The 22,793-nt window shown below is 72.3% G+C and carries 17 protein-coding genes and 1 riboswitch; of the genes, 12 read left to right on the forward strand and 5 right to left on the reverse strand.

Annotated features, from left to right (window positions below):
• Positions 1 to 91: 91 nt before the first annotated feature.
• The 4 genes from ACWDVG_RS16065 to ACWDVG_RS16080 all read left to right on the forward strand — a co-directional run bounded on the left by ACWDVG_RS16065 (position 92) and on the right by ACWDVG_RS16080 (position 5,799).
• Entirely contained in the window at positions 92 to 1,855 is a 1,764-nt protein-coding gene (locus ACWDVG_RS16065; protein WP_451699793.1) for an ATP-binding cassette domain-containing protein, read from the forward strand.
• Positions 1,856 to 2,015: 160 nt separating this feature from the next.
• Entirely contained in the window at positions 2,016 to 2,903 is an 888-nt protein-coding gene (locus tag ACWDVG_RS16070) for a FadR/GntR family transcriptional regulator (RefSeq protein ID WP_451699794.1), read from the forward strand.
• Between the two features lie 378 nt (positions 2,904 to 3,281).
• Positions 3,282 to 4,835 carry an RNA polymerase sigma factor gene (locus ACWDVG_RS16075; protein WP_451699828.1) on the forward strand — a complete coding sequence of 518 codons (1,554 nt, stop codon included), beginning with the start codon at positions 3,282 to 3,284 and terminating at the stop codon, positions 4,833 to 4,835.
• 142 nt (positions 4,836 to 4,977) lie between these two features.
• Positions 4,978 to 5,799, forward strand: coding sequence for a S1 family serine peptidase (locus ACWDVG_RS16080; protein ID WP_451699795.1), 822 nt, complete (start codon positions 4,978 to 4,980; stop codon positions 5,797 to 5,799).
• Between the two features lie 142 nt (positions 5,800 to 5,941).
• Here the strand turns inward: ACWDVG_RS16080 and ACWDVG_RS16085 are convergent, their stop codons facing one another.
• The gene (locus tag ACWDVG_RS16085; RefSeq protein ID WP_030211728.1) at positions 5,942 to 6,172 is read right to left on the reverse strand and encodes a DUF7455 domain-containing protein; all 231 of its coding nucleotides are present in this window, start codon (positions 6,170 to 6,172) and stop codon (positions 5,942 to 5,944) included.
• A gap of 430 nt (positions 6,173 to 6,602) precedes the next feature.
• Between ACWDVG_RS16085 and ACWDVG_RS16090 the strand changes: the two genes are divergently transcribed.
• The 3 genes from ACWDVG_RS16090 (at position 6,603) to ACWDVG_RS16100 (ending at position 10,970) form a co-directional block, all read left to right on the forward strand.
• Positions 6,603 to 8,720 (forward strand): DNA gyrase/topoisomerase IV subunit B, encoded by a 2,118-nt coding sequence (locus ACWDVG_RS16090; protein ID WP_451699796.1) that lies wholly within the window; start codon positions 6,603 to 6,605, stop codon positions 8,718 to 8,720.
• A gap of 235 nt (positions 8,721 to 8,955) precedes the next feature.
• On the forward strand, positions 8,956 to 9,381 hold the full coding sequence (locus ACWDVG_RS16095) for a DUF485 domain-containing protein (protein WP_451699797.1): 426 nt from the start codon (positions 8,956 to 8,958) through the stop codon (positions 9,379 to 9,381).
• Positions 9,378 to 10,970 (forward strand): solute symporter family protein, encoded by a 1,593-nt coding sequence (locus tag ACWDVG_RS16100; protein ID WP_451699798.1) that lies wholly within the window; start codon positions 9,378 to 9,380, stop codon positions 10,968 to 10,970. Before ACWDVG_RS16095 ends, ACWDVG_RS16100 begins: the two co-directional genes overlap by 4 nt.
• Positions 10,971 to 11,001: 31 nt before the next feature.
• On the opposite strand, the gene ACWDVG_RS16105 is transcribed toward ACWDVG_RS16100, so the two are convergent.
• Complete coding sequence (locus ACWDVG_RS16105) at positions 11,002 to 11,682, reverse strand: DUF7342 family protein (protein ID WP_451699799.1); 681 nt, start codon at positions 11,680 to 11,682, stop codon at positions 11,002 to 11,004.
• Positions 11,679 to 13,415 carry a sensor histidine kinase gene (locus tag ACWDVG_RS16110; RefSeq protein WP_451699800.1) on the reverse strand — a complete coding sequence of 579 codons (1,737 nt, stop codon included), beginning with the start codon at positions 13,413 to 13,415 and terminating at the stop codon, positions 11,679 to 11,681. Before ACWDVG_RS16110 ends, ACWDVG_RS16105 begins: the two co-directional genes overlap by 4 nt.
• A gap of 206 nt (positions 13,416 to 13,621) precedes the next feature.
• Between ACWDVG_RS16110 and ACWDVG_RS16115 the strand changes: the two genes are divergently transcribed.
• Complete coding sequence (locus ACWDVG_RS16115) at positions 13,622 to 14,704, forward strand: CobW family GTP-binding protein (RefSeq protein ID WP_451699801.1); 1,083 nt, start codon at positions 13,622 to 13,624, stop codon at positions 14,702 to 14,704.
• 170 nt (positions 14,705 to 14,874) lie between these two features.
• On the opposite strand, the gene ACWDVG_RS16120 is transcribed toward ACWDVG_RS16115, so the two are convergent.
• Positions 14,875 to 17,331: a DNA gyrase/topoisomerase IV subunit A gene (locus tag ACWDVG_RS16120; protein ID WP_451699803.1), complete on the reverse strand. Its 2,457-nt coding sequence runs from the start codon at positions 17,329 to 17,331 to the stop codon at positions 14,875 to 14,877.
• 181 nt (positions 17,332 to 17,512) lie between these two features.
• Between ACWDVG_RS16120 and ACWDVG_RS16125 the strand changes: the two genes are divergently transcribed.
• From ACWDVG_RS16125 to ACWDVG_RS16140, 4 genes are all read left to right on the forward strand, one after another.
• Positions 17,513 to 18,859: a M16 family metallopeptidase gene (locus ACWDVG_RS16125; protein ID WP_451699804.1), complete on the forward strand. Its 1,347-nt coding sequence runs from the start codon at positions 17,513 to 17,515 to the stop codon at positions 18,857 to 18,859.
• Positions 18,856 to 20,253: a M16 family metallopeptidase gene (locus tag ACWDVG_RS16130; protein WP_451699805.1), complete on the forward strand. Its 1,398-nt coding sequence runs from the start codon at positions 18,856 to 18,858 to the stop codon at positions 20,251 to 20,253. Before ACWDVG_RS16125 ends, ACWDVG_RS16130 begins: the two co-directional genes overlap by 4 nt.
• A 212-nt stretch (positions 20,254 to 20,465) precedes the next feature.
• A riboswitch (cyclic di-AMP (ydaO/yuaA leader) is annotated at positions 20,466 to 20,629 on the forward strand.
• Positions 20,630 to 20,638: 9 nt separating this feature from the next.
• Entirely contained in the window at positions 20,639 to 21,412 is a 774-nt protein-coding gene (locus ACWDVG_RS16135; RefSeq protein ID WP_451699806.1) for a M23 family metallopeptidase, read from the forward strand.
• A gap of 176 nt (positions 21,413 to 21,588) precedes the next feature.
• Positions 21,589 to 22,272: a GntR family transcriptional regulator gene (locus ACWDVG_RS16140; protein WP_451699807.1), complete on the forward strand. Its 684-nt coding sequence runs from the start codon at positions 21,589 to 21,591 to the stop codon at positions 22,270 to 22,272.
• Positions 22,273 to 22,482: 210 nt separating this feature from the next.
• Here the strand turns inward: ACWDVG_RS16140 and ACWDVG_RS16145 are convergent, their stop codons facing one another.
• The gene (locus ACWDVG_RS16145) at positions 22,483 to 22,764 is read right to left on the reverse strand and encodes an HPr family phosphocarrier protein (RefSeq protein WP_451699808.1); all 282 of its coding nucleotides are present in this window, start codon (positions 22,762 to 22,764) and stop codon (positions 22,483 to 22,485) included.
• Positions 22,765 to 22,793 lie beyond the last annotated feature (29 nt).

Raw genomic sequence — 22,793 nt, forward strand, 5'->3', positions numbered from 1 at the left:
AGCCCTGCGCCGAAAGTCCGAAATGTAGCGTTATCTTGCTGCGGTAGCGCCGCCCTGCCGCGGAGCGGTGTCATCGACCGCGAGAGAAGCGATGCTCCAGGCAATCGGACTGACCAGCACCCCCCGCCGCGATCGCCCGCACGCCGTGGACGACCTCACCTTCGAGGCGCGGCCGGGCGCCGTGACCGCCCTCCTCGGCCCGCCGGGCTCCGGCAGGACCACCACGCTCCGGCTCATGCTGGAACTCGAACCGGGCCGGGGGATCACCTACTTCCGGGGACGCCCGCTGCACCGCATCGCCCACCCGCCCCGAGAGGTGGGCGTTCTCCTCGGCGACGTCCCCGGCCACCCGTCCCGGACGCTCCGGAGCCAGCTGCGGATGCTCTGCGCGGCGGCGGGCGTTCCCCTCGCCCGCGCGGACGAACTGCTGCGGACCGTCGGCCTGGAGGGCCTCGGCGGACGGCGCATCGGCACCCTGCCGCTCGGCGCCGACCGTCGACTGGGGCTCGCCTCGGCCCTGTTGGGCCACCCCCACACCCTGCTCCTGGACGAGCCGACGGCGGGACTCTCGCCCTCCGACAGCGCCTGGCTGTACGGGATGCTGCGCGCCCACGCGAACGCGGGCGGCACGGTGCTCTACACCACGGCGGACCCCAGGGACGCGGCCAGGAACGCCGACCGGGTCGTCAGTCTCGACCGCGGCAGGCTGGCCGGTGACGAGGACGCCGCCGCGTTCGCCCGTACCCGGATGCGCCCCCGGGTCGCCGTCCGCACCCCCCACGCCGCCCGGCTCGCCGCGGCCGTGACCCAGGAGGCCAGGGCGGCCCGCCGCCCGGTCGAGGTGGTCGCCGAGGACGGCGGGCGGCTCTCCGTCTACGGCAGCGACTGCGCCGAAGTGGGGGAGACCGCGTTCCGGCACGGCGTCCTGATCCACCGGCTGACCGAGGAGACCGGTCCCGCTCCCGCCCCCGCACCCGGGCCGGCCGGCCCCGAGGACGGGGCCCCCGGGGCCGGCGCCCCCGCGCGGGCGGCGGCCCCGAGCGGGAGCGGAGACCCGTCCGCCGGCCGGAGCCGCCGTCCGGCCCGGTCACCGCTGCGGCCGCTCCGCTACGAGCTCCGCCGCCTCCTCGGCGTACCGTCCACACCCCTGGCCGTCGCGGGCGTCCTCCTCGCCTCGGTGACGACGGCCCTGCTCCTCGCCCGGGGAGGCGGCACCCCGCTGCCCACCGTCCTGGCCGGCTGGCCCGCGCTCTCCCCGCTGCCGCCCGCCGCGCTCGGCGCGGGACTGCTCGGCGCCTTCTCCTTCGGGGAGGAGTACCGCTATCCCGCCCTCACCTCGGGGAGGGGCACCGTGCCCCGGCGGCTGGGCCTGCTGGTCGCGAAGCTGGCGGTCGCGGCGGTGGCCGCCCTCCTGCTGGGCGTCCTCGCCGTCGCCGCCGACCTGGGGGCCCTGAGGCTCCTCTACGGCGCCGAGTTGATCCCTGTACCCGCGAAGTGGGCTTCGATGTCCGCGAGTTGGCTGGGGCTGGTCGTCGGCTGCGCCTGGGCGGGCGTGCTCGGTGCCGGTGTCTTCCGGGCGGCGGCGGCCGGAGTGGCGGCCGTGCTGGCGGTCCCGGTCGCGTTCGTGCCGCTGCTGCAGCAGGTGCTCACCGGCCCCTCGGTCCGCTCGGTCGCCGGACTTCCGGCCCGGCTGCGGGAGTTCGCGGGTGCGCAGTGGTCCCCGGCGGTGGACCGGTGGCTCCTGGGCGCCCTGCGCGTCCTCGGGCAGCCCGCGGGGGTGGCGCTCTCGCTGATGTTGACGGGGTTGCTCTGCGCCTATGTGTTCACGGGCCTTCGCCGTAAGGCCCGTTGGTGATCGGTTACGGACCGAAAGACTCCGGTTCACCGGTAACTGCCTTGGGGAATGCCGGATATGTCCGATTAATCGTCAATTGCGCACGGGGTGCCGATCACCCTTTCGTGTGCTTTTCACCAAAGACCTCAAGGGCCACGGAGACCACGCCGACAAAGGATGCGTGAGTACCCTTGCGCACACCATGATGACCGCCGCCCGCTCCGTCGACCCCTCCCTCGGCGCCCCGGGCGATCTCGACCGCTACTCCTATCCGGAGGCGCCCGGCGCCGACCGTGTGGGTCCGCCCTCCTGGGAGGGGGTGGACACCGAGCTGGGCCGCGTCGGCCGCCGCGCCACGGGCAGTCGCGGACGGGGGCTGCACGGTCAGCTCGTCCAGCAGCTCGGCCAGATGATCGTCTCCGGCGACCTGGGTGCGGACCGCCCGCTCGTCCCCGAGGAGATCGGCCAGCGCTTCGAGGTGTCGCGCACCGTCGTCCGCGAGTCCCTGCGCGTCCTCGAGGCCAAGGGGCTGGTCAGCGCCCGCCCGAACGTCGGCACCCGGGTCAGGCCCGTCAGCGACTGGAACCTGCTCGACCCCGACATCATCGAATGGCGCGCCTTCGGCCCCCAGCGCGACGACCAGCGCCGCGAGCTGAACGAGCTGCGCTGGACCATCGAGCCGCTGGCCGCCCGGCTCGCCGCCGGGCACGGCCGGGAGGACGTCCAGCAGCGCCTCGCCGACATGGTCGAGATCATGGGGCACGCGTACGCGCAGGGGGACGGCATCACCTTCGCCCGCGCCGACACCGAGTTCCACTCCCTGCTCATCCAGCTCGCCGGGAACCGCATGCTGGAGCACCTCTCCGGCATCGTCGCCGCGGCGCTCCAGGTCTCCGGCGGTCCCGTCACCGCCTGTGACCGTCCGGGCGAGGCCTGCCTCGCGCACCACGGCCGGATCGTCGACGCCCTCGCGGCCGGCGACGCCCACGGCGCCGAGACGGCCATGCGGCAGCTGCTCACGGTCCACCCCGAAGTGGAGCGCGTCGTCCCCGCCCCCCGCGAACACTGACCCGGGGGCCGTGGTCGGCAGCGCGAAGGCGCACGCATCGCGTGCCGCCGGATCCGAGCGCGGTCCGGGGGCCCCGGCAGGGGTCCCCGGGGGGAGCCAGGGTGCCGGCGGTACGGAACGTGGGGTTATCCGACGCTTCGACCGTTTCGTCGTGAATGTGGTGTGACTCGGGCCACGAAGATTGGGCGTAACACTCCTCCGAGCCGTGCGATGACCTAAGAGGTGACAGCCGAGGAAGGAATACAGCAGCCGACGGAGGCGCTGTGCAGTTCCCCGGTCCAGCCCGCGCCGTCGGCACATTCCCCGTCGACGGTCGTCGGCTCCGGCCCGATCCAGGGCGGGGCCGGAAGCCGTTTCCATCGTTCCGAGAGGTTGTTCGTGTCGGCCAGCACATCCCGTACGCTCCCGCCGGAGATCGCCGAGTCCGAGTCTGTGATGGCGCTCATCGAGCGGGGAAAGGCTGATGGGCAGATCGCCGGCGATGACGTGCGTCGGGCCTTCGAGGCTGACCAGATTCCGCCAACCCAGTGGAAGAATGTTCTGCGCAGCCTCAATCAGATCCTCGAGGAAGAGGGTGTGACGCTGATGGTCAGTGCAGCGGAGTCGCCGAAGCGCGCCCGCAAGAGCGTCGCCGCCAAGAGCCCGGCCAAGCGCACCGCCACCAAGACCGTCACCGCCAGGACGACCGTGACGAAGAGCAGCGTCGCGGCCACCGCGGCGGCTCCGGCCGCCGAGAGCGCTGACCCGGCCGACGAGGCCGGAGCGACCGCCAAGAAGGCGGCCGCGAAGAAGACCGTCGCCAAGAAGGCGGTGGCCAAGAAGGCCGTCGCCAAGAAGGCGGTGGCGAAGAAGTCCGCGTCGAAGAAGGACGCCGACGAGCTGATCGAGGGCGAGGAGCTCCTCGAGGACGTCGTCGCGCCCGGCAAGGGCGAGGAGGAGGAGACCGAGGGCGAGAACAAGGGCTTCGTGCTGTCCGACGAGGACGAGGACGACGCTCCCGCCCAGCAGGTCGCCGTCGCCGGTGCCACCGCCGACCCGGTGAAGGACTACCTCAAGCAGATCGGCAAGGTCCCGCTGCTCAACGCCGAGCAGGAGGTCGAGCTCGCCAAGCGCATCGAGGCCGGTCTGTTCGCCGAGGACAAGCTCGCGAACTCCGACAAGCTCGCCCCGAAGCTCAAGCGCGAGCTGGAGATCATCGCCGAGGACGGCCGCCGGGCCAAGAACCACCTGCTCGAGGCCAACCTCCGGCTCGTGGTCTCGCTGGCCAAGCGCTACACCGGCCGCGGCATGCTCTTCCTTGACCTGATCCAGGAGGGCAACCTGGGTCTGATTCGCGCCGTCGAGAAGTTCGACTACACCAAGGGCTACAAGTTCTCCACGTACGCCACCTGGTGGATCCGTCAGGCGATCACCCGCGCGATGGCCGACCAGGCGCGCACCATCCGCATCCCGGTGCACATGGTCGAGGTCATCAACAAGCTCGCGCGCGTCCAGCGCCAGATGCTCCAGGACCTGGGCCGTGAGCCCACCCCGGAGGAGCTGGCCAAGGAACTCGACATGACCCCGGAGAAGGTCATCGAGGTCCAGAAGTACGGCCGCGAGCCGATCTCCCTCCACACCCCGCTGGGTGAGGACGGTGACAGCGAGTTCGGTGACCTGATCGAGGACTCCGAGGCGGTCGTCCCGGCCGACGCGGTCAGCTTCACGCTCCTCCAGGAGCAGCTGCACTCCGTGCTCGACACCCTCTCCGAGCGTGAGGCGGGCGTCGTCTCGATGCGCTTCGGTCTCACCGACGGCCAGCCGAAGACGCTGGACGAGATCGGCAAGGTCTACGGCGTCACGCGCGAGCGGATCCGCCAGATCGAGTCGAAGACGATGTCGAAGCTCCGTCACCCGTCGCGCTCGCAGGTCCTGCGCGACTACCTCGACTGATCGTTCGAGGCACAGAGCGGTACGGCCGAAGGGCCCGGTTCCCCCACGCGGGGACCGGGCCCTTCGGCCGTACGCGGGTGCACACGGGGACCGGGTGCAGGACGCTGGGTGAACCGACATCACCGGAGAGTCAGGAGGCTCCATGCGTGGTTCCCTCGCCCGAGCGTTGACGGGCGCCCTGGGTTTGATCACGGCGGCGGCGGGGCCGGTGGTCACGGCCGCCCCCGCCGCCGCAGACAGCGTCGTGGTGGGCGGCCGTCCCGCCCGGATCGCGGACGCGCCATGGGTGGTGGCGCTGTCCAGCCGTGACCGGTTCGGGGGTACCCGGGCGGGCCAGTTCTGCGGGGGCGTGGTGGTGGCTCCCACCAAGGTGCTCACCGCGGCCCACTGCCTGGGGCGTGACGTGCTGGGGGGCGAGCCCTGGGAAGTGCGTGACTTCGTGGTCATCGCCGGTCGGGCGGCGCTGCGGGGCGAGGGCGGCCAGGAGGTGCGCATCGCCGAGACCTGGGTGAACCCCGACTACGACCCGTCGGCCAACGCGGGGGACCTCGCCGTGCTGACCCTCGCCGAGGCGCTGCCGCGGTCGTACGTGCTCGCGGTGGCCCGGACCGGCGATCCGGCGCTCGAGCCCGGCACGGAGGCGCACGTGTACGGCTGGGGCGACACGACCGGCAACGGATCGTACGCGTCCACGCTGCGGACGGCGCCCGTGCAGGTGCTGCCGGACGCCTCGTGCCGACGGGCGTACCCGGGGGGTGGCTTCGGCGTCGCGTACGAGAGCGAGACGATGCTGTGCGCGGGCGATCCGCGCGGGGGCAGGGATGCCTGCCAGGGGGACAGCGGCGGGCCGCTGGTCGCCCAGGGGCGCCTCGTCGGGCTCGTGTCGTGGGGGAGCGGCTGCGGGCAGGCGGAGAACCCCGGGGTCTACACCCGGGTCGCCACGGTGCTGCCGGAGCGCTTCTGACCGCTGCCGTCCGCCAGGGTGCCTGCTCTCGGGCCGGGCCCGAGGAGGTACGAGAACGGGCGGCCACCCCCCCTTGTACGCGGGGGTGGCCGCCCGCCGTCCGGTCAGCGACCGGCCCTGAGCTCGTCGTGGATGAGTGGCGTCAGTGCTCGTCGCCCACCGTGCGGGCCGGCACGTCGGTGAGCCGGTCCGTCTCATCCTGTATCTCAACGGCGATCTTCTTGAGTTCCGGCTCGAACTTGCGTCCGTGGTGGGCGCAGAAGAGCAAGTCACCACCGCTGGTCAGGACGACACGCAGGTATGCCTGGGCGCCGCAGCGGTCGCAGCGGTCAGCGGCCGTCAGGGGGCTCGCGGGGGTCAGAACAGTAGTCACGTCGCCTCTTCTCTAGCTCGACGAGCTGTCGTACCAGGGTCAACATCCAACCAGGCCGAAAACGTTCCCGCTCCTGGCTTTTCCTCGAAACTTTTCCGAGGTGGCTGTCTGCTGCCGGTTGGCGGCGAATGAGCCGTATTGCGTCGCTCTACGGATTTCGCATTGCTGGTGTGGTTCGTCCTCCCGGCGTGGTTGCCGGTTGTTCAAGAGGACGTGCCCGGAGCCTAAATGGTTCATGCCCGGAAGGGAACGTGATGTTCGCGTCACCCCTTCGAGGGATCGAACACCCATGCGACCGTGGACTAGCATGAGGAAACGGGGAGGGTGGCGTGACAGCGGCTCTACCAGGCATCGGTACCCTCTGAGCCGTGACCGACGCCGGGTCGTACCCCACCGGGCAAGATTTCAAATTCAGCGAGGAGCGAACCGCGTGACCGCCGAAACGTCCGTGCCGTCCAGTGCGCTGCTGACCGCAGACCGTGACGGTTCCAACTACACCGCGCGGCACCTGCTCGTACTGGAAGGGCTCGAAGCGGTTCGCAAGCGCCCCGGCATGTACATCGGGTCCACCGACAGCCGCGGCCTCATGCACTGCCTCTGGGAGATCATCGACAACTCCGTCGACGAGGCCCTCGGCGGCTACTGCGACCACATCGAGGTGATCCTCCACGACGACGGGTCCGTCGAGGTCCGCGACAACGGCCGCGGCATCCCGGTCGACGTCGAGCCCAAGACCGGCCTCTCCGGCGTCGAGGTCGTCATGACCAAGCTGCACGCCGGCGGAAAGTTCGGCGGCGGCTCGTACGCGGCCTCCGGCGGCCTGCACGGCGTCGGCGCCTCCGTGGTCAACGCGCTCTCGGCCCGCCTCGACGTCGAGGTCGACCGCAGCAGCTCCACCCACGCCATCAGCTTCCGCCGCGGCGTCCCCGGCATCTTCACGGAGCAGGGCGCCGAGAGCCCCTTCGACCCGGGCAACGGCCTGCGCAAGACAAAGCGGGTGCCCAAGACCCGCACCGGCACGCGCATCCGCTACTGGGCCGACCGCCAGATCTTCCTGAAGGACGCCAAGCTCTCCCTGGACACGCTGCACCAGCGCGCCCGGCAGACGGCCTTCCTCGTGCCCGGCCTCACGCTCGTCGTCCGCGACGAGCGCGACCTCGACGGGGTCGGCAAGAGCGAGGAGACCTTCCGCTTCGACGGGGGCATCAGCGAGTTCTGCGAGTTCCTCGCGCAGGACAAGGCCGTCTGCGACGTGCTGCGCCTCACCGGCCAGGGCACCTTCAAGGAGACCGTCCCGGTCCTCGACGACCGCGGCCACATGACCCCCACCGAGGTCACCCGCGAGCTCGGCGTGGACGTGGCCCTGCGCTGGGGAACCGGCTACGACACCACGCTGAAGTCCTTCGTCAACATCATCGCCACCCCCAAGGGCGGCACCCACGTCTCCGGCTTCGAGCAGGCCGTCACCAAGACGGTCAACGAGGTGCTGCGCTCCGCCAAGCTGCTCCGCGTCGCCGAGGACGACATCGTCAAGGACGACGCCCTCGAAGGGCTCACGGCCGTCGTGACGGTCCGCCTCGCCGAGCCGCAGTTCGAGGGGCAGACCAAGGAGGTCCTCGGCACCTCCGCGGCCCGCCGGATCGTGGCCAACGTGGTCGCCAAGGAGCTCAAGGCCTTCCTGACCTCCACCAAGCGGGACGCCAAGGCGCAGGCCCGCGCCGTCCTGGAGAAGGCCGTGGCCGCCGCCAGGACCCGGATCGCGGCCCGCCAGCACAAGGAGGCGCAGCGCCGGAAGACCGCGCTGGAGTCCTCGACGCTGCCGGCGAAGCTCGCCGACTGCCGCAGCGACGACGTCGAGCGCAGCGAGCTCTTCATCGTCGAGGGGGACTCCGCCCTCGGTACGGCGAAGCTCGCCCGGAACAGCGAGTTCCAGGCCCTGCTGCCGATCCGCGGCAAGATCCTCAACGTCCAGAAGTCGTCCGTCTCGGACATGCTCAAGAACGCCGAGTGCGGGGCGATCATCCAGGTCATAGGGGCGGGCTCGGGCCGCACCTTCGACATCGACGCCGCCCGCTACGGCAAGGTCATCATGATGACCGACGCCGACGTCGACGGCTCCCACATCCGCACGCTGCTGCTCACGCTCTTCCAGCGGTACATGCGGCCCATGGTCGAGGCGGGGCGGGTCTTCGCGGCCGTACCGCCGCTGCACCGCATCGAGCTGGTCCAGCCGAAGCGGGGCCAGGACAAGTACGTCTACACGTACTCGGACAACGAGCTGCGGCAGACGCTGCTGGAGTTCCAGCGCAAGGGGATCCGCTACAAGGACTCCATCCAGCGCTACAAGGGCCTCGGCGAGATGGACGCCGACCAGCTGGCGGAGACCACCATGGACCCCCGCCACCGCACCCTGCGCCGGATCAACATCGGCGACCTGGACTCCGCCGAGCAGGTCTTCGACCTGCTCATGGGCAATGACGTCGCTCCCCGCAAGGAGTTCATCACCAGCTCGGCGGCGACCCTCGACCGCTCGCGCATCGACGCCTGAGCCACCCTCCCGTACGGCTCCTCCCGACCGCACGGACCGGCCCGCACCGGCCGGTCCGTGCGGTACGCGCATCGGCACGCCCACCGGTACGCATATCGGCACGGTCCGGTCAGCGAGATCGCCCGTCGCATCACCTGATCAGGTGAAATGCAGGGGGAGAAGAGTCCGGGAAGTTCCCGCTCTGTCCATCCTTGGCACGCGGCCGAAACGGTTCGCTGACAAGGAGAGTTGGTCCGTGGAGCAGCTGGACAAGCAGGAGGGGCGCGAGGCCGCGGCGACGCGGTTCGAGGACCCCTGGCACGAGGCCCACGCGGGGGCGCGCCCGGCCCCGGGCGCCGCCGAGATCTATCTGGAGGTCCAGCGGAGCCCCGCCTTCCAGGAGGTGCGGCGCCGCTACCGCCGGTTCGTGTTCCCCGCGGCCCTCGCCTTCCTCCTCTGGTACCTCGCCTACGTCGTCGCGGCCACCGCCGCGCCCGGCCTCATGGCCAGGCCCGTCGTGGGCGCCGTGAACGTGGCGATGCTCGCCGGACTCGGCCAGTTCCTCACCACCTTCCTGCTGACCTGGGCCTACGCCCGGCACGCCCGGCTGCGCCGCGACCGGGCCGCGCTCGAACTGCGCTGGGACACCCAGGAGATGACCCGGGGGGTGGCCGCGCGATGACCGGCAGCCACCAGACCCTCGCGCTCGTCCTGTTCAGCGTCTTCATCGCCGTCACCCTGGGCATCACCACCTGGGTCAGCCGCAACCGGCACGGTTCCGCGGAGGAGTTCTACGCCGGGGGACGGCTCTTCTCCCCTCTGGAGAACGGTTTCGCCATCGCCGGCGACTACATGTCCGCGGCCTCCTTCCTCGGCATCTCCGGCCTGATCGCCCTCTTCGGCTACGACGGCATGCTCTACTCCGTCGGCTTCCTGGTGGCCTGGCTGGTCGTCCTCCTCCTCGTCGCCGAACTCGTCCGCAACTGCGGCCGCTTCACCCTCGCCGACGTCATCGCCGCCCGCATGGCCGAGCGTCCGGTCCGGATCGCCGCCGGAAGCTCCTCCGTCGTCGTCTCGGTCCTCTACCTGGTGGCCCAGATGGTCGGCGCGGGCAGCCTGGTGGCGCTGCTCCTCGGCGGCACCAGCGAGGCGGCCCGCTCCTGGACCGTCATCGGGGTCGGCGCGCTGATGGTGATCTACGTGTCGCTCGGCGGCATGCGGGCCACCACCTGGATCCAGATCGTCAAGGCCGTCCTCCTCATGGCGGGAACGGTCGCGCTCACCGTGCTCGTCCTGCTGCGCTTCCACGGCGACGTGAACAGCCTGCTCACGACCGCCGCCGACCGCAGCGGCCACGGCACGGACTTCCTCGCCCCCGGACTGCGGTACGGAGGCGACCTGACCGCCCGCCTCGACTTCATCAGCCTCGGTCTCGCCCTGGTCCTGGGCACGGCGGGACTGCCGCACATCCTCTCGCGCTTCTACACCGTGCCCACCGCCAGGGCCGCCCGCCGCTCGGTCGTCTGGTCCATCGGGCTCATCGGCAGCTTCTACCTGATGACCATCGTGCTCGGCTTCGGCGCCGCCGCGATCATCGGGCCGGACGCGGTCCGCGCCTCCCACGGCTCCGGGAACACCGCCGTACCGCTGCTCGCCCTCGACCTCGGCGGGGGAGCGGGCTCCACCGGCGGCACCGTCCTCTTCGCGATCGTCGCCGCCGTGGCCTTCGCGACGATCCTGGCCGTCGTCGCCGGGATCACGCTCGCCTCCTCGGCGTCCGTCGCCCACGACCTCTACAGCACGCTGCGCCGCCGCCACACCAAGCAGTACAGCGAGGTCACCGTGGCCCGGGTCGCCGCCGCCGGGATCGGGGCCGCGGCCATCGGCCTGGGGCTGCTCGCCCGCGACCTCAACGTGGCCTTCCTGGTGGGGCTCGCCTTCGCGGTCGCGGCCTCCGCCAACCTGCCGGTGCTGCTCTACTCGCTCTTCTGGCGGCGGTTCACGACCCGGGGCGCCGTCTGGTCGGTCTACGGCGGCCTCGTCCCGGCGGTGCTGCTCGTCCTGTTCTCACCGGTCGTCTCCGGGAGCCCGGAGGCGATGTTCCCCGGCGTGGACTTCCACGTCTTCCCGTTGCAGAACCCCGGTGTCGTCTCGATCCCGCTCGGCTTCCTCGCCGGCTGGCTCGGCACGGTCACCTCGCCCGAGCCGCCCGACGAGGCCCGGCACGCCGAGACCGAGGTGCGGGCGCTGACGGGGGCGGGGGCCGCCTGACGGGTGCCGGGGACCGGTGGCACCGCACGGGTCAGGGCGAGGTGACCCACGCGTACCGGTGCTCGGGGCGGCCGGTCTCGCCGTACCGCAGGGAGAGGCGCACCCGTCCGGTCCGTTCGAGGAGCTTCAGGTAGCGCTGGGCGGTCTGGCGGCTGACGCCCGCCCGCTCCGCGATCTCCTGCGCGGAGAGCGGGCCGCCGGCCGCGAGCAGCACCTGCCGGACCAGCTCGGCCGTCGTCGGGGAGTGCCCCTTGGGGAGGTCGGCGGCGACCGTCCCGGCCGACAGGGTCCCGAAGATCCGGTCCACCTCGGTTTGCTCCGCCTCGCCCCCGCGTTCGAGGGCCCGGCGCAGCGTCGCGTACGCCTCCAGCTTGGCGCGCAGCCCCGCGAAGGTGAACGGCTTCACCAGGTACTGCAGCGCCCCGTGCCGCATCGCCGCCTGCACCGTCGCCACGTCCCGCGCCGCCGTCACCATGATCACGTCGCACGGGTGACCGCGCCGCCGGAGTTCCCGTACCGCCGCGAGTCCGTTCTCGTCCGGCAGGTAGTGGTCCAGGAGGACCAGGTCCACCGGCACCGCGTCGAGGGCCGCCAGCGCCTCGGCCGTCGAGTGGGCGGTGGCCGCCACCCGGAAACCGGGGATCTTGGCGACGTAGGCGGCGTTGATCCCGGCGACGCGCACGTCGTCGTCCACCACGAGCACGTCGATCACGGCGCCGCCTCCCCGACGGACCCCACGGGGCCGGTCCGGGGCCCCGACACGGCCGCGGACGGTTCCGGGTCGGCCGCGGACGGTTCCGGGTCGACCGGGGAGGCCTCCGGGTCGGACAGCGCGTCGGGCAGGACGACCGTGAACACGGCGCCGCCGTCCGGTCCCGCCGTCACCCTGGCGCTGCCGCCCCGGCGCTCGGCGAGCCGCCGGACCAGGGCGAGACCGAGCCCGCGCCGGCCGTGCGACGGCAGCTCCTTCGTCGTCCAGCCCTCGGTGAAGATCAGCTCCCGCCGCTCCTCCGGCACACCGGGGCCGCTGTCCGCGACGGAGAGGACGACCGTACGGCTCCGGGCCCGCAGGGCCACCTCGACCCGGGCGCCGGAGGTGCCGCCGGCCGCGTCCAGCGCGTTGTCGACGAGGTTGCCGACGACGGTGACCAGCTCGCGCGGGTCGACGAGCCGGTCCGGGAGGAGGGAGTCGGGCGCGATCCGCAGCGCGACCCCGCGCTCGGCGGCGACGGTCGCCTTGCCGACGAGGAGCGCCGCGAGGAGCGGGTCGTGGACCTTCTCCGTGACCTGCTCGGCGGTGGCGCGGTGGACGCCGACGACCTCGGTGACGAACTCGACGGCCTCGTCGTGCATCTCCAGTTCCAGCAGGCCGAGGAGCGTGTGCAGCCGGTTGGCGTGCTCGTGGTCCTGGGCCCGGAGGGCGTCGATGAGACCGTGCGTGGAGTCCAGCTCGCGCCCGAGCCGCTCCAGCTCGGTGCGGTCGCGGAGGGTCGCGACGGCGCCACCGTCGTCCGTGGGCATCCGGTTGGCGACCAGCACCCGGTTTCCGCGGACGGTGACCAGGTCCTCGCCGGTCACGCGGCCGGCGAGGACGTCGGTCGTACGGCCGGGGCCGAGGACCTCGTCGAGCGGCCGCCCCGCCGCCTCCGGGCCGACGCCGAGGAGCCGCTGAGCCTCGTCGTTCAGCAGCCGGACGCCGCCGTTCCGGTCGAGGGCCACGACGCCCTCGCGGATGCCGTGCAGCATCGCCTCGCGCTCGGCGAGCAGCGCGGAGATGTCGGAGAAGGCCAGGTCGTGGGTCCGCCGCTGGATGCGCCGGGAGATCAGATAGGCGGCCAGCGCGCCCACCGCGAGCGCCCCGCCCGCGTAGGCGAGGAGCCCCGGGATCGCCGCGAGGAGCCGGGCGCGCACGCTGTCGTACTCGATGCCGACCGACACGGCCCCCACGATCCGGCCGCCGGCGTCGCGCAGCGGGGCCTTTCCGCGCGCCGAGCGGCCGAGCGTGCCGTTGTCGATCTCCATCACCTCGCGTCCGGCGAGGGCGCCGCTGGGGTCGGTCGAGACGGGCAGGCCGATCCGGGCGGGGTCCGGGTGCGACCAGCGCACTCCGCGGCTGTCCATGACCACGACGTACTCGGCGCCCGTGGTGACCCGGACCCGTTCCGCCTCCGCCTGGACCGGGCCGCGGGCCGAGGGAGGGCTGCCGGCCAGGTCGGCGGCGAGCCGGGGAGAGGCGGTGGACTCGGCGATGGCCAGGGCCCGCCGCATGGCCTGGTCGTCGAGCTGGGCGCTCAGCGGCGCGAGGAAGAGACCGGTGGCCAGGACGGTCACACCGGTCGCCACGGCCAGCTGCATCAGCAGGACCTGCGAGAACACCCGCCGGGGCCACCCGAACCGCCGACGGCGCGCGGGGGGCCGCTCGGGGCTGGGCTGTGCGGGGCTCATGCGGGAAAAGGTACGGGGCGCCGAGCCGGGACCGGAAATGTCACGGGCGCCGGTCGCGGGGCGCCGGGGGCCGGGTGCCGGGTGCCGGGGGTCGGGCGCCGGGTGCCGGGCGTCGGCGGCCCGGGCCGTGCGGGGGCCCGCCTATCCTGGGCCCTTCCGGGGCGCGCGGCCCCGCGAACAGCGGCGAGAGACCGGAGGAACGTTCCTTGACCACCCACCAGATCCCCGTCGTCGTCCTGGCCGGGTTTCTCGGGGCCGGGAAGACCACACTGCTCAACCACCTGCTGCGCAGCGCGCGGGGCACCCGGATCGGGGTCATGGTCAACGACTTCGGTGACATCGGCATCGACGCCATGACGGTGGCCGGCCAGGTCGGCTCCACCGTCTCCCTCGGCAACGGTTGCCTGTGCTGCGCCGTCGACGCGAGCGAGCTGGACGAGTACCTGGAGGTCCTCACCCGGCCCGAGGCGCGCCTGGACGTGATCGTGATCGAGGCGAGCGGACTCGCCGAGCCGCAGGAACTCGTCCGCATGGTGCTCGCCAGCGAGAACGAGCGGATCGTGTACGGCGGCCTCGTCCAGGTCGTCGACGCCGTGGAGTTCGCGTCGACCCGGCGGCGGCACCCCGAGACCGACCGGCACCTGGCCCTCGCCGACCTGGTGGTCGTCAACAAGGCCGACCGGGTGGCGGAGGCCGGGCTGAGGGAGGTACGGGCCGCGGTGACCGGCCTCGCGGGGCGCGCCGCCGTCGTCGAGGCCGCCCATGGACGGGTCGACCCCGAACTGCTCTTCGACCGGGTGGTGCCCGAGGGTGAGATCGAGGGCCAGATGTCGATCGAGGACGTGCTGTACGGCTCCGACGACGAGGAGCACGCCCACCCCCACGCGGCCTACGAGACCGTCTCCCTGGCCACGTCCACGCCGCTGCACCCGCGTCGGCTGATGGCGTTCCTGGACTCGCGCCCGGAGGGCCTGTACCGGATCAAGGGCTTCGTGGACCTCGGCGCCGGGGACCCGGACCACCGGTACGCCGTCCATGCCGTGGGCCGCTTCCTGCGGTTCTATCCGGAGCCGTGGCCCGCCGGCGAGGAGCGGCTGACGCAGCTGGTCCTCATCGGGTCCGGGGTGGACGCGGCGGCCCTGCGCAAGGCCCTCGCCGCCTGCGAGCAGAACGGCCCGGACGACGTGCCCGAGGAGGCCGCCATGTGGGGCCTCCTGCGGTACGTGCGGGAGCGGGACGAGACCGAGGCCTTGGGCCCCGACGAGGACGACGACCCCGCAGGCTCCTGATCGACCCGGCCGCCTCCTGAACGCCCCGGCTGCCTCCCGAAACGACCCGGCCGCCCCCCTGACCGAGCCGGCGGAAGCGCGGACGGCACGACACGGGCGCCGACGGAACGGCGCGAGACCCCCGGAGGGCCGTCCCTCCGGGGGTCTCGCGCCGTGGGTGCGCGGCGGGGTCAGGCCACCGGACCGGCCACCACGTCGACCGCCTTCGGCAGCGGCGTGCCCGAGCCGTCCCGGCGGGGGTCCGCCTCGGGCAGCTCCACCGGGGTGCCGTTCTTCTGCGCGGCACGGGCCGGGGTCGCGCCCGCCCACGCCAGGATCAGGACGCCCTCGCCCTTCAGGAAGCGCTGGCAGCGGACACCGCCCGTGGCGCGGCCCTTGCGCGGGTACTGGTCGAACGGCGTCAGCTTGGCCGACGTACCGGCGGAGGCGTCCAGCGTGCCCGTGGATCCGGCGACGGTGAAGACCACGGCGTCCGCCGCCGGATCCACCGCCGTGAACGAGAGCACCTCGGCGCCCGCGGCCAGCTTGACGCCCGCCATGCCGCCGGCCGGACGGCCCTGCGGCCGCACCTGGGAGGCGGGGTAGCGCAGCAGCTGGGCGTCGGAGGTGATGAAGACCAGGTCCTCCTCGCCCGTCCGCAGCTCGGTCGCCCCCACGATCCGGTCGCCCTCCTTGAGGGTGATGACCTCCAGCTCCTCCTTGTTGGCCGGATAGTCCGGCACCACCCGCTTGACGACGCCCTGGAGGGTGCCGAGGGCGAGGCCCTGCGAGGCCTCTTCGAGGGTGGTCAGGCAGACGACGGTCTCGTCCGCCTCCAGGGACACGAACTCGGTCAGGGGCGCGCCGCCCGCGAGGTTCGGCGCGTGCGCCGTGTCGGGCAGCTGGGGCAGGTCGATCACCGCGAGGCGCAGCAGCCGGCCGGCCGAGGTCACCACGCCGACGTCCCCGCGCTGGGTCGCGGCGACCGCCGAGACGATCACGTCGTGCTTGGCGCGCTTGCCGTCCTCGGCCGCGGGCACCTCCTCGGTCACCGTGCGGGCCAGGAGGCCGGTCGAGGAGAGCAGCACCCGGCACGGGTCGTCGGCGACCTCCAGGGACACGGCGGCGACGGGGGCGCCCGCCGACTCCAGGAGGACCGTGCGGCGGTCCGTGGCGAACTTCTTGGCGACGGCCGCCAGTTCCCCGGAGACGAGCTTGCGCAGTTCGGCGTCGGAGTCGAGGATCCCGGTCAGCTCGTCGATCTCGCCGTTGAGCCGGTCGCGCTCGGTCTCCAGCTCCAGGCGGTCGAACTTGGTGAGGCGGCGGAGCGGGGTGTCCAGGATGTACTGCGTCTGGACCTCGCTCAGCGAGAAGCGCTCCATCAGGCGCTCCTTGGCCTGCGCGGAGTTCTCGCTCTGCCGGATCAGCCGGATGACCTCGTCGATGTCGAGGAGCGCGACGAGGAGGCCCTCCACCAGGTGGAGCCGGTCGCGCTTCTTGGTCCGGCGGAACTCGGAGCGGCGCCGGACCACCTCGAAGCGGTGGTCGAGGTAGACCTCCAGGAGCTCCTTGAGGCCGAGGGTCAGCGGCTGTCCGTCGACCAGCGCGACGTTGTTGATGCCGAAGGACTCCTCCATCGGCGTCAGCTTGTAGAGCTGCTCCAGGACGGCCTCGGGCACGAAGCCGTTCTTGATCTCGATGACCAGGCGCAGGCCGTGGGCGCGGTCCGTGAGGTCCTTGACGTCGGCGATGCCCTGGAGCTTCTTGGAGCCGACCAGGTCCTTGATCTTGGAGATGACCTTCTCGGGCCCGACCGTGAAGGGCAGTTCGGTCACGACGATGCCCTTGCGGCGCGCCGTGACGTTCTCGACGGTGGCCGTGGCGCGGATCTTGAAGGTGCCGCGGCCGGACTCGTACGCGTCCTTGATGCCGGACAGGCCGACGATCCGGCCGCCGGTCGGCAGGTCGGGGCCGGGCACGAAGCGCATCAGCGACTCGAGGTCGGCGTTGGGGTGGCGGATCAGGTGCCGGGCCGCGGCGATCACCTCGCCGAGGTTGTGCGGCGGCATGTTCGTCGCCATGCCGACGGCGATGCCGGACGCGCCGTTCACCAGCAGGTTCGGGTACGCGGCGGGGAGCGCGACCGGCTCCTGCTCCTGGCCGTCGTAGTTCGGCGCGAAGTCGACCGTGTCCTCGTCGATGGACTCGGTCATCAGGAGCGCGGCCGGGGCCATCCGCGACTCGGTGTACCGCATGGCGGCCGGCGGGTCGTCGTTGCCGAGGGAGCCGAAGTTGCCGTGGCCGTCGACGAGCGGGACCCGCATGGAGAAGGGCTGCGCCATGCGGACCATGGCGTCGTAGATCGACGCGTCGCCGTGCGGGTGGAGCTTGCCCATCACCTCGCCGACGACCCGGGCGCACTTCACGAACCCGCGGTCCGGACGGAGGCCCATCTCGTTCATCTGGTAGACGATGCGCCGCTGGACGGGCTTCATGCCGTCGCGGGCGTCGGGCAGAGCGCGCGAGTAGATCACCGAGTACGCGTACTCGAGGAAGGAGCCCTGCATCTCGTCGACGACGTCGATGTCGAGGATCCTCTCCTCGTACGCGTCGTCCGGCGGCGGTGTCTTCGTGCTGCGGCGGGCCATCGCGGCTGCGGCTCCTTCACCAACAAGGTTGATCTGACGCGGACCATTGTGGACCGTGCCACCGACAGCGCCGACCGCGACCCGGAAGAGGGACATGTGACGGGGCCGGGAACTTCGCCAGGTGTCGGCGCGCTTGCATACAGTGGCAGGACTTTTCCACATCGCGATCGAAGGGACGTACATGCCCATGGGTCACACGGCCACGGCCGAGGCCGGCTCCGGCGGCCTGACAGCGACCGAGCACCGGCTGGCGAACGGCCTGCGCGTGGTGCTCTCCGAGGACCACCTGACCCCGGTCGCCGCGGTCTGCCTCTGGTACGACGTCGGCTCGCGCCACGAGGTGGCGGGCCGCACCGGCCTCGCCCACCTCTTCGAGCACCTGATGTTCCAGGGCTCGAAGCAGGTCCACGGCAACGGCCACTTCGAGCTCGTGCAGGGCGCGGGAGGCTCGCTCAACGGCACGACGAGCTTCGAGCGCACCAACTACTTCGAGACCATGCCCGCCCACCAGCTGGAGCTCGCGCTCTGGCTGGAGGCCGACCGCATGGGCTCCCTGCTCGCCGCCCTCGACGACGAGTCGATGGAGAACCAGCGGGACGTCGTCAAGAACGAGCGCCGCCAGCGGTACGACAACGTGCCGTACGGCACGGCGTTCGAGAAGCTGACCGCCCTCGCGTACCCGGAGGGCCACCCGTACCACCACACGCCGATCGGCTCCATGGCGGACCTGGACGCGGCGACGCTGGAGGACGCGCGGAACTTCTTCCGCACCTACTACGCGCCGAACAACGCGGTCCTGTCCGTCGTCGGCGACATCGACCCGCAGCAGACGCTCGCCTGGGTGGAGAAGTACTTCGGCTCCATCCCCGGCCACGACGGCAAGCCGGAGCCGCGCGACGGCTCGCTGCCCGAGACGATCGGCGAGCAGCTCCGCGAGGTCGTCGAGGAGGAGGTGCCGGCCCGCGCGCTGATGGCGGCCTACCGGCTGCCCCACGACGGCACCCGCGAGTGCGACGCCGCCGACCTCGCCCTGACGGTCCTGGGCGGCGGGGAGTCCTCCCGCCTGCACAACCGCCTGGTCCGCCGCGACCGCACGGCCGTCGCCGCCGGCTTCGGCCTGCTGCGGCTCGCGGGCGCGCCCTCGCTCGGCTGGCTGGACGTCAAGACCTCCGGCGGCGTCGAGGTGCCCCGCATCGAGGAGGCCGTCGACGAGGAGCTGGCCCGCTTCGCCGCCGAGGGGCCCACGCCGGAGGAGATGGAGCGCGCCCAGGCCCAGCTGGAGCGCGAGTGGCTCGACCGGCTCGGCACGGTCGCGGGCCGCGCCGACGAACTGTGCCGGTTCGCCGTGCTGTTCGGCGACCCGCAGCTCGCCCTCACCGCCGTCGACCGCGTCCTCGACGTCACCGCCGAGGAGGTGCGGGCCGTCGCCGCGGCCAGGCTCCGGCCCGACAACCGCGCGGTGCTGGTCTACGAGCCGGTGACCGCGGAGCAGAGCGACAGCGACGAGGAAGAGGGAGCGGACCAGTGACCGACGCTGCCGTGTCTTTGACCAGCATGGACTTCCACCCGCAGCCCCGGCCGGGCACCGCGAGGCCGTGGGCCTTCCCGGCTCCCGAGCGCGGCACCCTCGCCAACGGCCTGACGGTGCTCCGCAGCCACCGCCCCGGCCAGCAGGTCGTGGCCGTCGAGATCTTCCTCGACGCCCCCCTGGACGCCGAGCCCGACGGCCTCGACGGCGTCGCCACGATCATGGCCCGCGCGCTCTCCGAGGGCACCGACCAGCGCAGCGCCGAGGAGTTCGCGGCCGAGCTGGAGCGCTGCGGCGCCACCCTCGACGCGCACGCCGACCACCCGGGCGTACGGGTCTCCCTCGAGGTCCCCGTCTCCCGGCTGCCCAAGGCGCTCGGCCTGCTCTCCGAGGCCCTGATCGCGCCGGCGTTCCTTGAGACCGAGATCGAGCGCCTGGTGGGCAACCGCCTGGACGAGATCCCGCACGAGACGGCCAACCCGTCCCGCCGCGCCGCCAAGCAGCTCTCCAAGGAGCTCTTCCCGGCCGACTCCCGGATGTCCCGGCCGCGTCAGGGCACCGAGGAGACCGTCGCCGCGATCGACGCCGCCGCCGTCCGTGCCTTCTACGAGGCGTACGTCCGGCCCGCCACGGCCACGGCCGTGGTTGTCGGCGACCTGACCGGGGTCGACCTCGACAAGGTCCTCGCCGAGACCCTCGGCGCCTGGGCGGGGGAGCCGGCCGAGCCGCGCCGGATGCCGCCGATCACCGCCGACGACACCGGACGGGTCGTCATCGTGGACCGGCCCGGCGCCGTCCAGACCCAGTTGCTCATCGGCCGGATCGGTCCGGACCGCCACGACGGCGTCTGGCCGGCGCAGGTCCTCGGCACGTACTGCCTCGGCGGCACGCTCACCTCCCGCCTCGACCGGGTCCTGCGCGAGGAGAAGGGCTACACGTACGGCGTGCGGGCCTTCGGCCAGGTGCTCCGCTCGGACGGCGAGGGCAACGGCGCCTCGATGCTCGCCATCAGCGGCTCCGTCGACACCCCCAACACCGGACCGGCCCTCGAGGACCTGTGGAAGGTGCTGCGCACCCTGGCGGCCGAGGGGCTCACCGACGAGGAGCGCGAGACCGCCGTGCAGAACCTGGTGGGGGTCGCGCCCCTCAAGTACGAGACGGCCGCCTCCGTCGCCGGGACGCTCGCCGACCAGGTCGAGCAGCACCTCCCGGACGACTACCAGGCGCAGTTGTACGCGCGGCTGGCCGAGACCGGCACGGTCGAGGCCACGGCCGCCGTCGTCCGGGCCTTCCCGGTCGACCGGCTCGTCACCGTCCTGGTGGGCGACGCCGCGCGGATCGAGGAGCCGGTGCGCGCCCTCGGCATCGGTGAAGTGACCGTCGTGACGGGCTGATTGACGCCCACCGCCCGGCTGGCGCCGGGCGCGAGAGGACCCCGATCCCTGCAAAGGTCGGGGTCCTTCGCATTGTCCGGATTGGCGGTAAGTGTGATCGTCTGCCCTGTGGCATGTCTTACAAAAGAGCGCGTCTGTTTGGTGATCGACAGTTGATCGGCCTAGCGTCGTGGGCGCTGTCCGTCCGTTGCACCCGCCGCATCCGCGGCATCGGACAGCGATCGCCGAGTCCCCGTCAGGCGCGAGCCCGGGGAGCCGGGGACCCACTCAGTCCCTGGGGTGAATCGGGCGCCTTCGCCTCGTGCGGAGGGGCTCGTAGGAGACCTTCCTGCTCCGAACCCGTCAGCTAACCCGGTAGGCGAGAGGGAAGGAAAGGATCAGCCTCTTGGCGTTCACCCGTGCCACCGGGAAGCATCGTGCTCCGAGCCGGATGGCGCGCCGCGGCGCGGGCATCGCCGGCGCGGCGACGCTCGCCACCACCGGCGTCATCGGCACCCTCGCCTCCCCGGCGCTGGCCGCCGACACGGACAACCACGGTTCCGTCGAGGACACCGGCCTCACCCGTGTGATCACCGAGGAATCCCTCGCGGACCGGGTCAGCGCCCAGGTCGACGCGCAGGAGAAGGAAGCCTTCGAGGCCGACGCCAAGGCGAAGGCGGAGGCCGAGGCGAAGCGCAAGGCCGAGGCCCGCGCCCAGGAGATCCGCGAGGCCCGCGAGCGTGCCGCCCGCGAGGCGGAGCGCCGCCGTCTGGCCTCCTTCCAGCTCCCGATCGCCGGCTCGTACGTCTCCACCGGCTACAAGACCGGCGGCTCCCTCTGGTCCTCCGGCAGCCACTCCGGCGTCGACTTCCACGCCTCCTACGGCAGCCGGGTCGTCTCCGTCGGCTCCGGCACCGTCGTCGAGGCCGGCTGGGGCGGCGCGTACGGCAACAACATCGTCATCCGGATGCACGACGGCACGTACACCCAGTACGGTCACCTCGCCTCCATCGACGTCCACGTCGGCCAGACCGTCGAGCCCGGCCAGCAGATAGGCGTCTCCGGCTCCACCGGCAACTCCACCGGGCCGCACCTCCACTTCGAGGCCCGCACGAGCCCCGACTACGGCTCGGACATCAACCCCGTCGCGTACCTGCGCGCCCGAGGCGTCAACGTCTGACGTCCGCCGCCGCCACATCCGTCGCGAAAGCCCCGGCTCGTACCGAGCCGGGGCTTTTCGTGTGGCCAGAAGATATACCTGCCCGGCGGCCGGGCATCGGAAATTCCGGTGTGCTGCAATAGAGTCGCGGCAGCAGGCGTCGAATTCGGTGCGCGGATCACAGGCGGAGGTCGGACATGCGCATTCCCGCGCATTCGGTATGCACGGCGATTCGGGACGACATCGTCTCCGGCGTCTTCGAGCGCGGCAGCCGGCTGACGGAGGAGCAGCTCGCCCGGCGGTACGGCGTCTCCCGCGTCCCGGTCCGTGAGGCCCTGCGCACCCTGGAGTCCGAGGGGTTCGTGGTGACCCGCCGTCACGCGGGCGCGCACGTCGCGGAACCCACCGAGCAGGAGGCGGCCGATCTGCTCGACGTCCGTGCGCTGCTGGAGCCGCTGGGCGCGGCGCGGGCGGCGCAGCGGCGCACCGACGCTCACCTCAAGGTGCTGCGCGGCCTGGTCAGGCTGGGGCAGGAGCGGGCCCGACGCGGCCAGGGCGAGGATCTGCGCTCCCTGGGCGGCTGGTTCCACGAGACGCTGGCGCAGGCGTCGGGGAGCCCGGCCCTGACGGCGCCGCTCACCCAGCTGCGGCACAAGATCGCCTGGATGTACGTGGTGGAGCAGCCCGCCCAGCCCGTGGAGGCCTGGGCCGAGCACGGCGCCATCGTGGACGCGGTCGCCCGCGGGGACGCCGAGCGGGCGCGGGCGATGACCGCGCTCCACGTGGAGCGTTCCCTCCCGCTGCATCGCCTCAAAAAGCCCGAGCGCGGCCGCGTGAGGGTTTCGCAACATGTCGTCAACACGGCGAGCGCCCGGAATTAACACGCGCACCGTATACAAAGAATGTGAAGGGAACGGGCTCTGTTCGTGCTGCCCGGGAATTCCCGCTGCCCGGACAAGAGCGCCGATAATCGGCTCGTGCCGGTGGCTCCGGAAAGCGGTGCCGAATAGCGGTGCCGGAAAAACGGTGTGGCCGGTACCGCCGGATTTCCGGCGGTACCGGCCACGATGGCTCTCGGGGGACGACCCGGGTCAGACGGTCTCGGGGAGCTCGTCGAGGCCCTCGGCCACCAGCTTCGCGAGACGGTCCAGGGCGATCTCGGCGCCCTCGGCCTCCGAGGCCAGCACGATCTCCTCGCCGCCCTGCGCGCCGAGGCCGAGCACCGCCAGCATGGACGCGGCGTTCACCGGGGTGCCGTCGGCCTTGGCGATCGTCACCGGAACGCCGGATGCCGTGGCGGCACGGACGAAGATGGAGGCGGGGCGGGCGTGCAGGCCCTCGGCCCACCCGACGTTGACGCGGCGCTCAGCCATGGTGTTGCCCTTCAAGTCTCAAGCGGGTT

Source organism: Streptomyces sp. NPDC003327 (genome assembly GCF_053589515.1).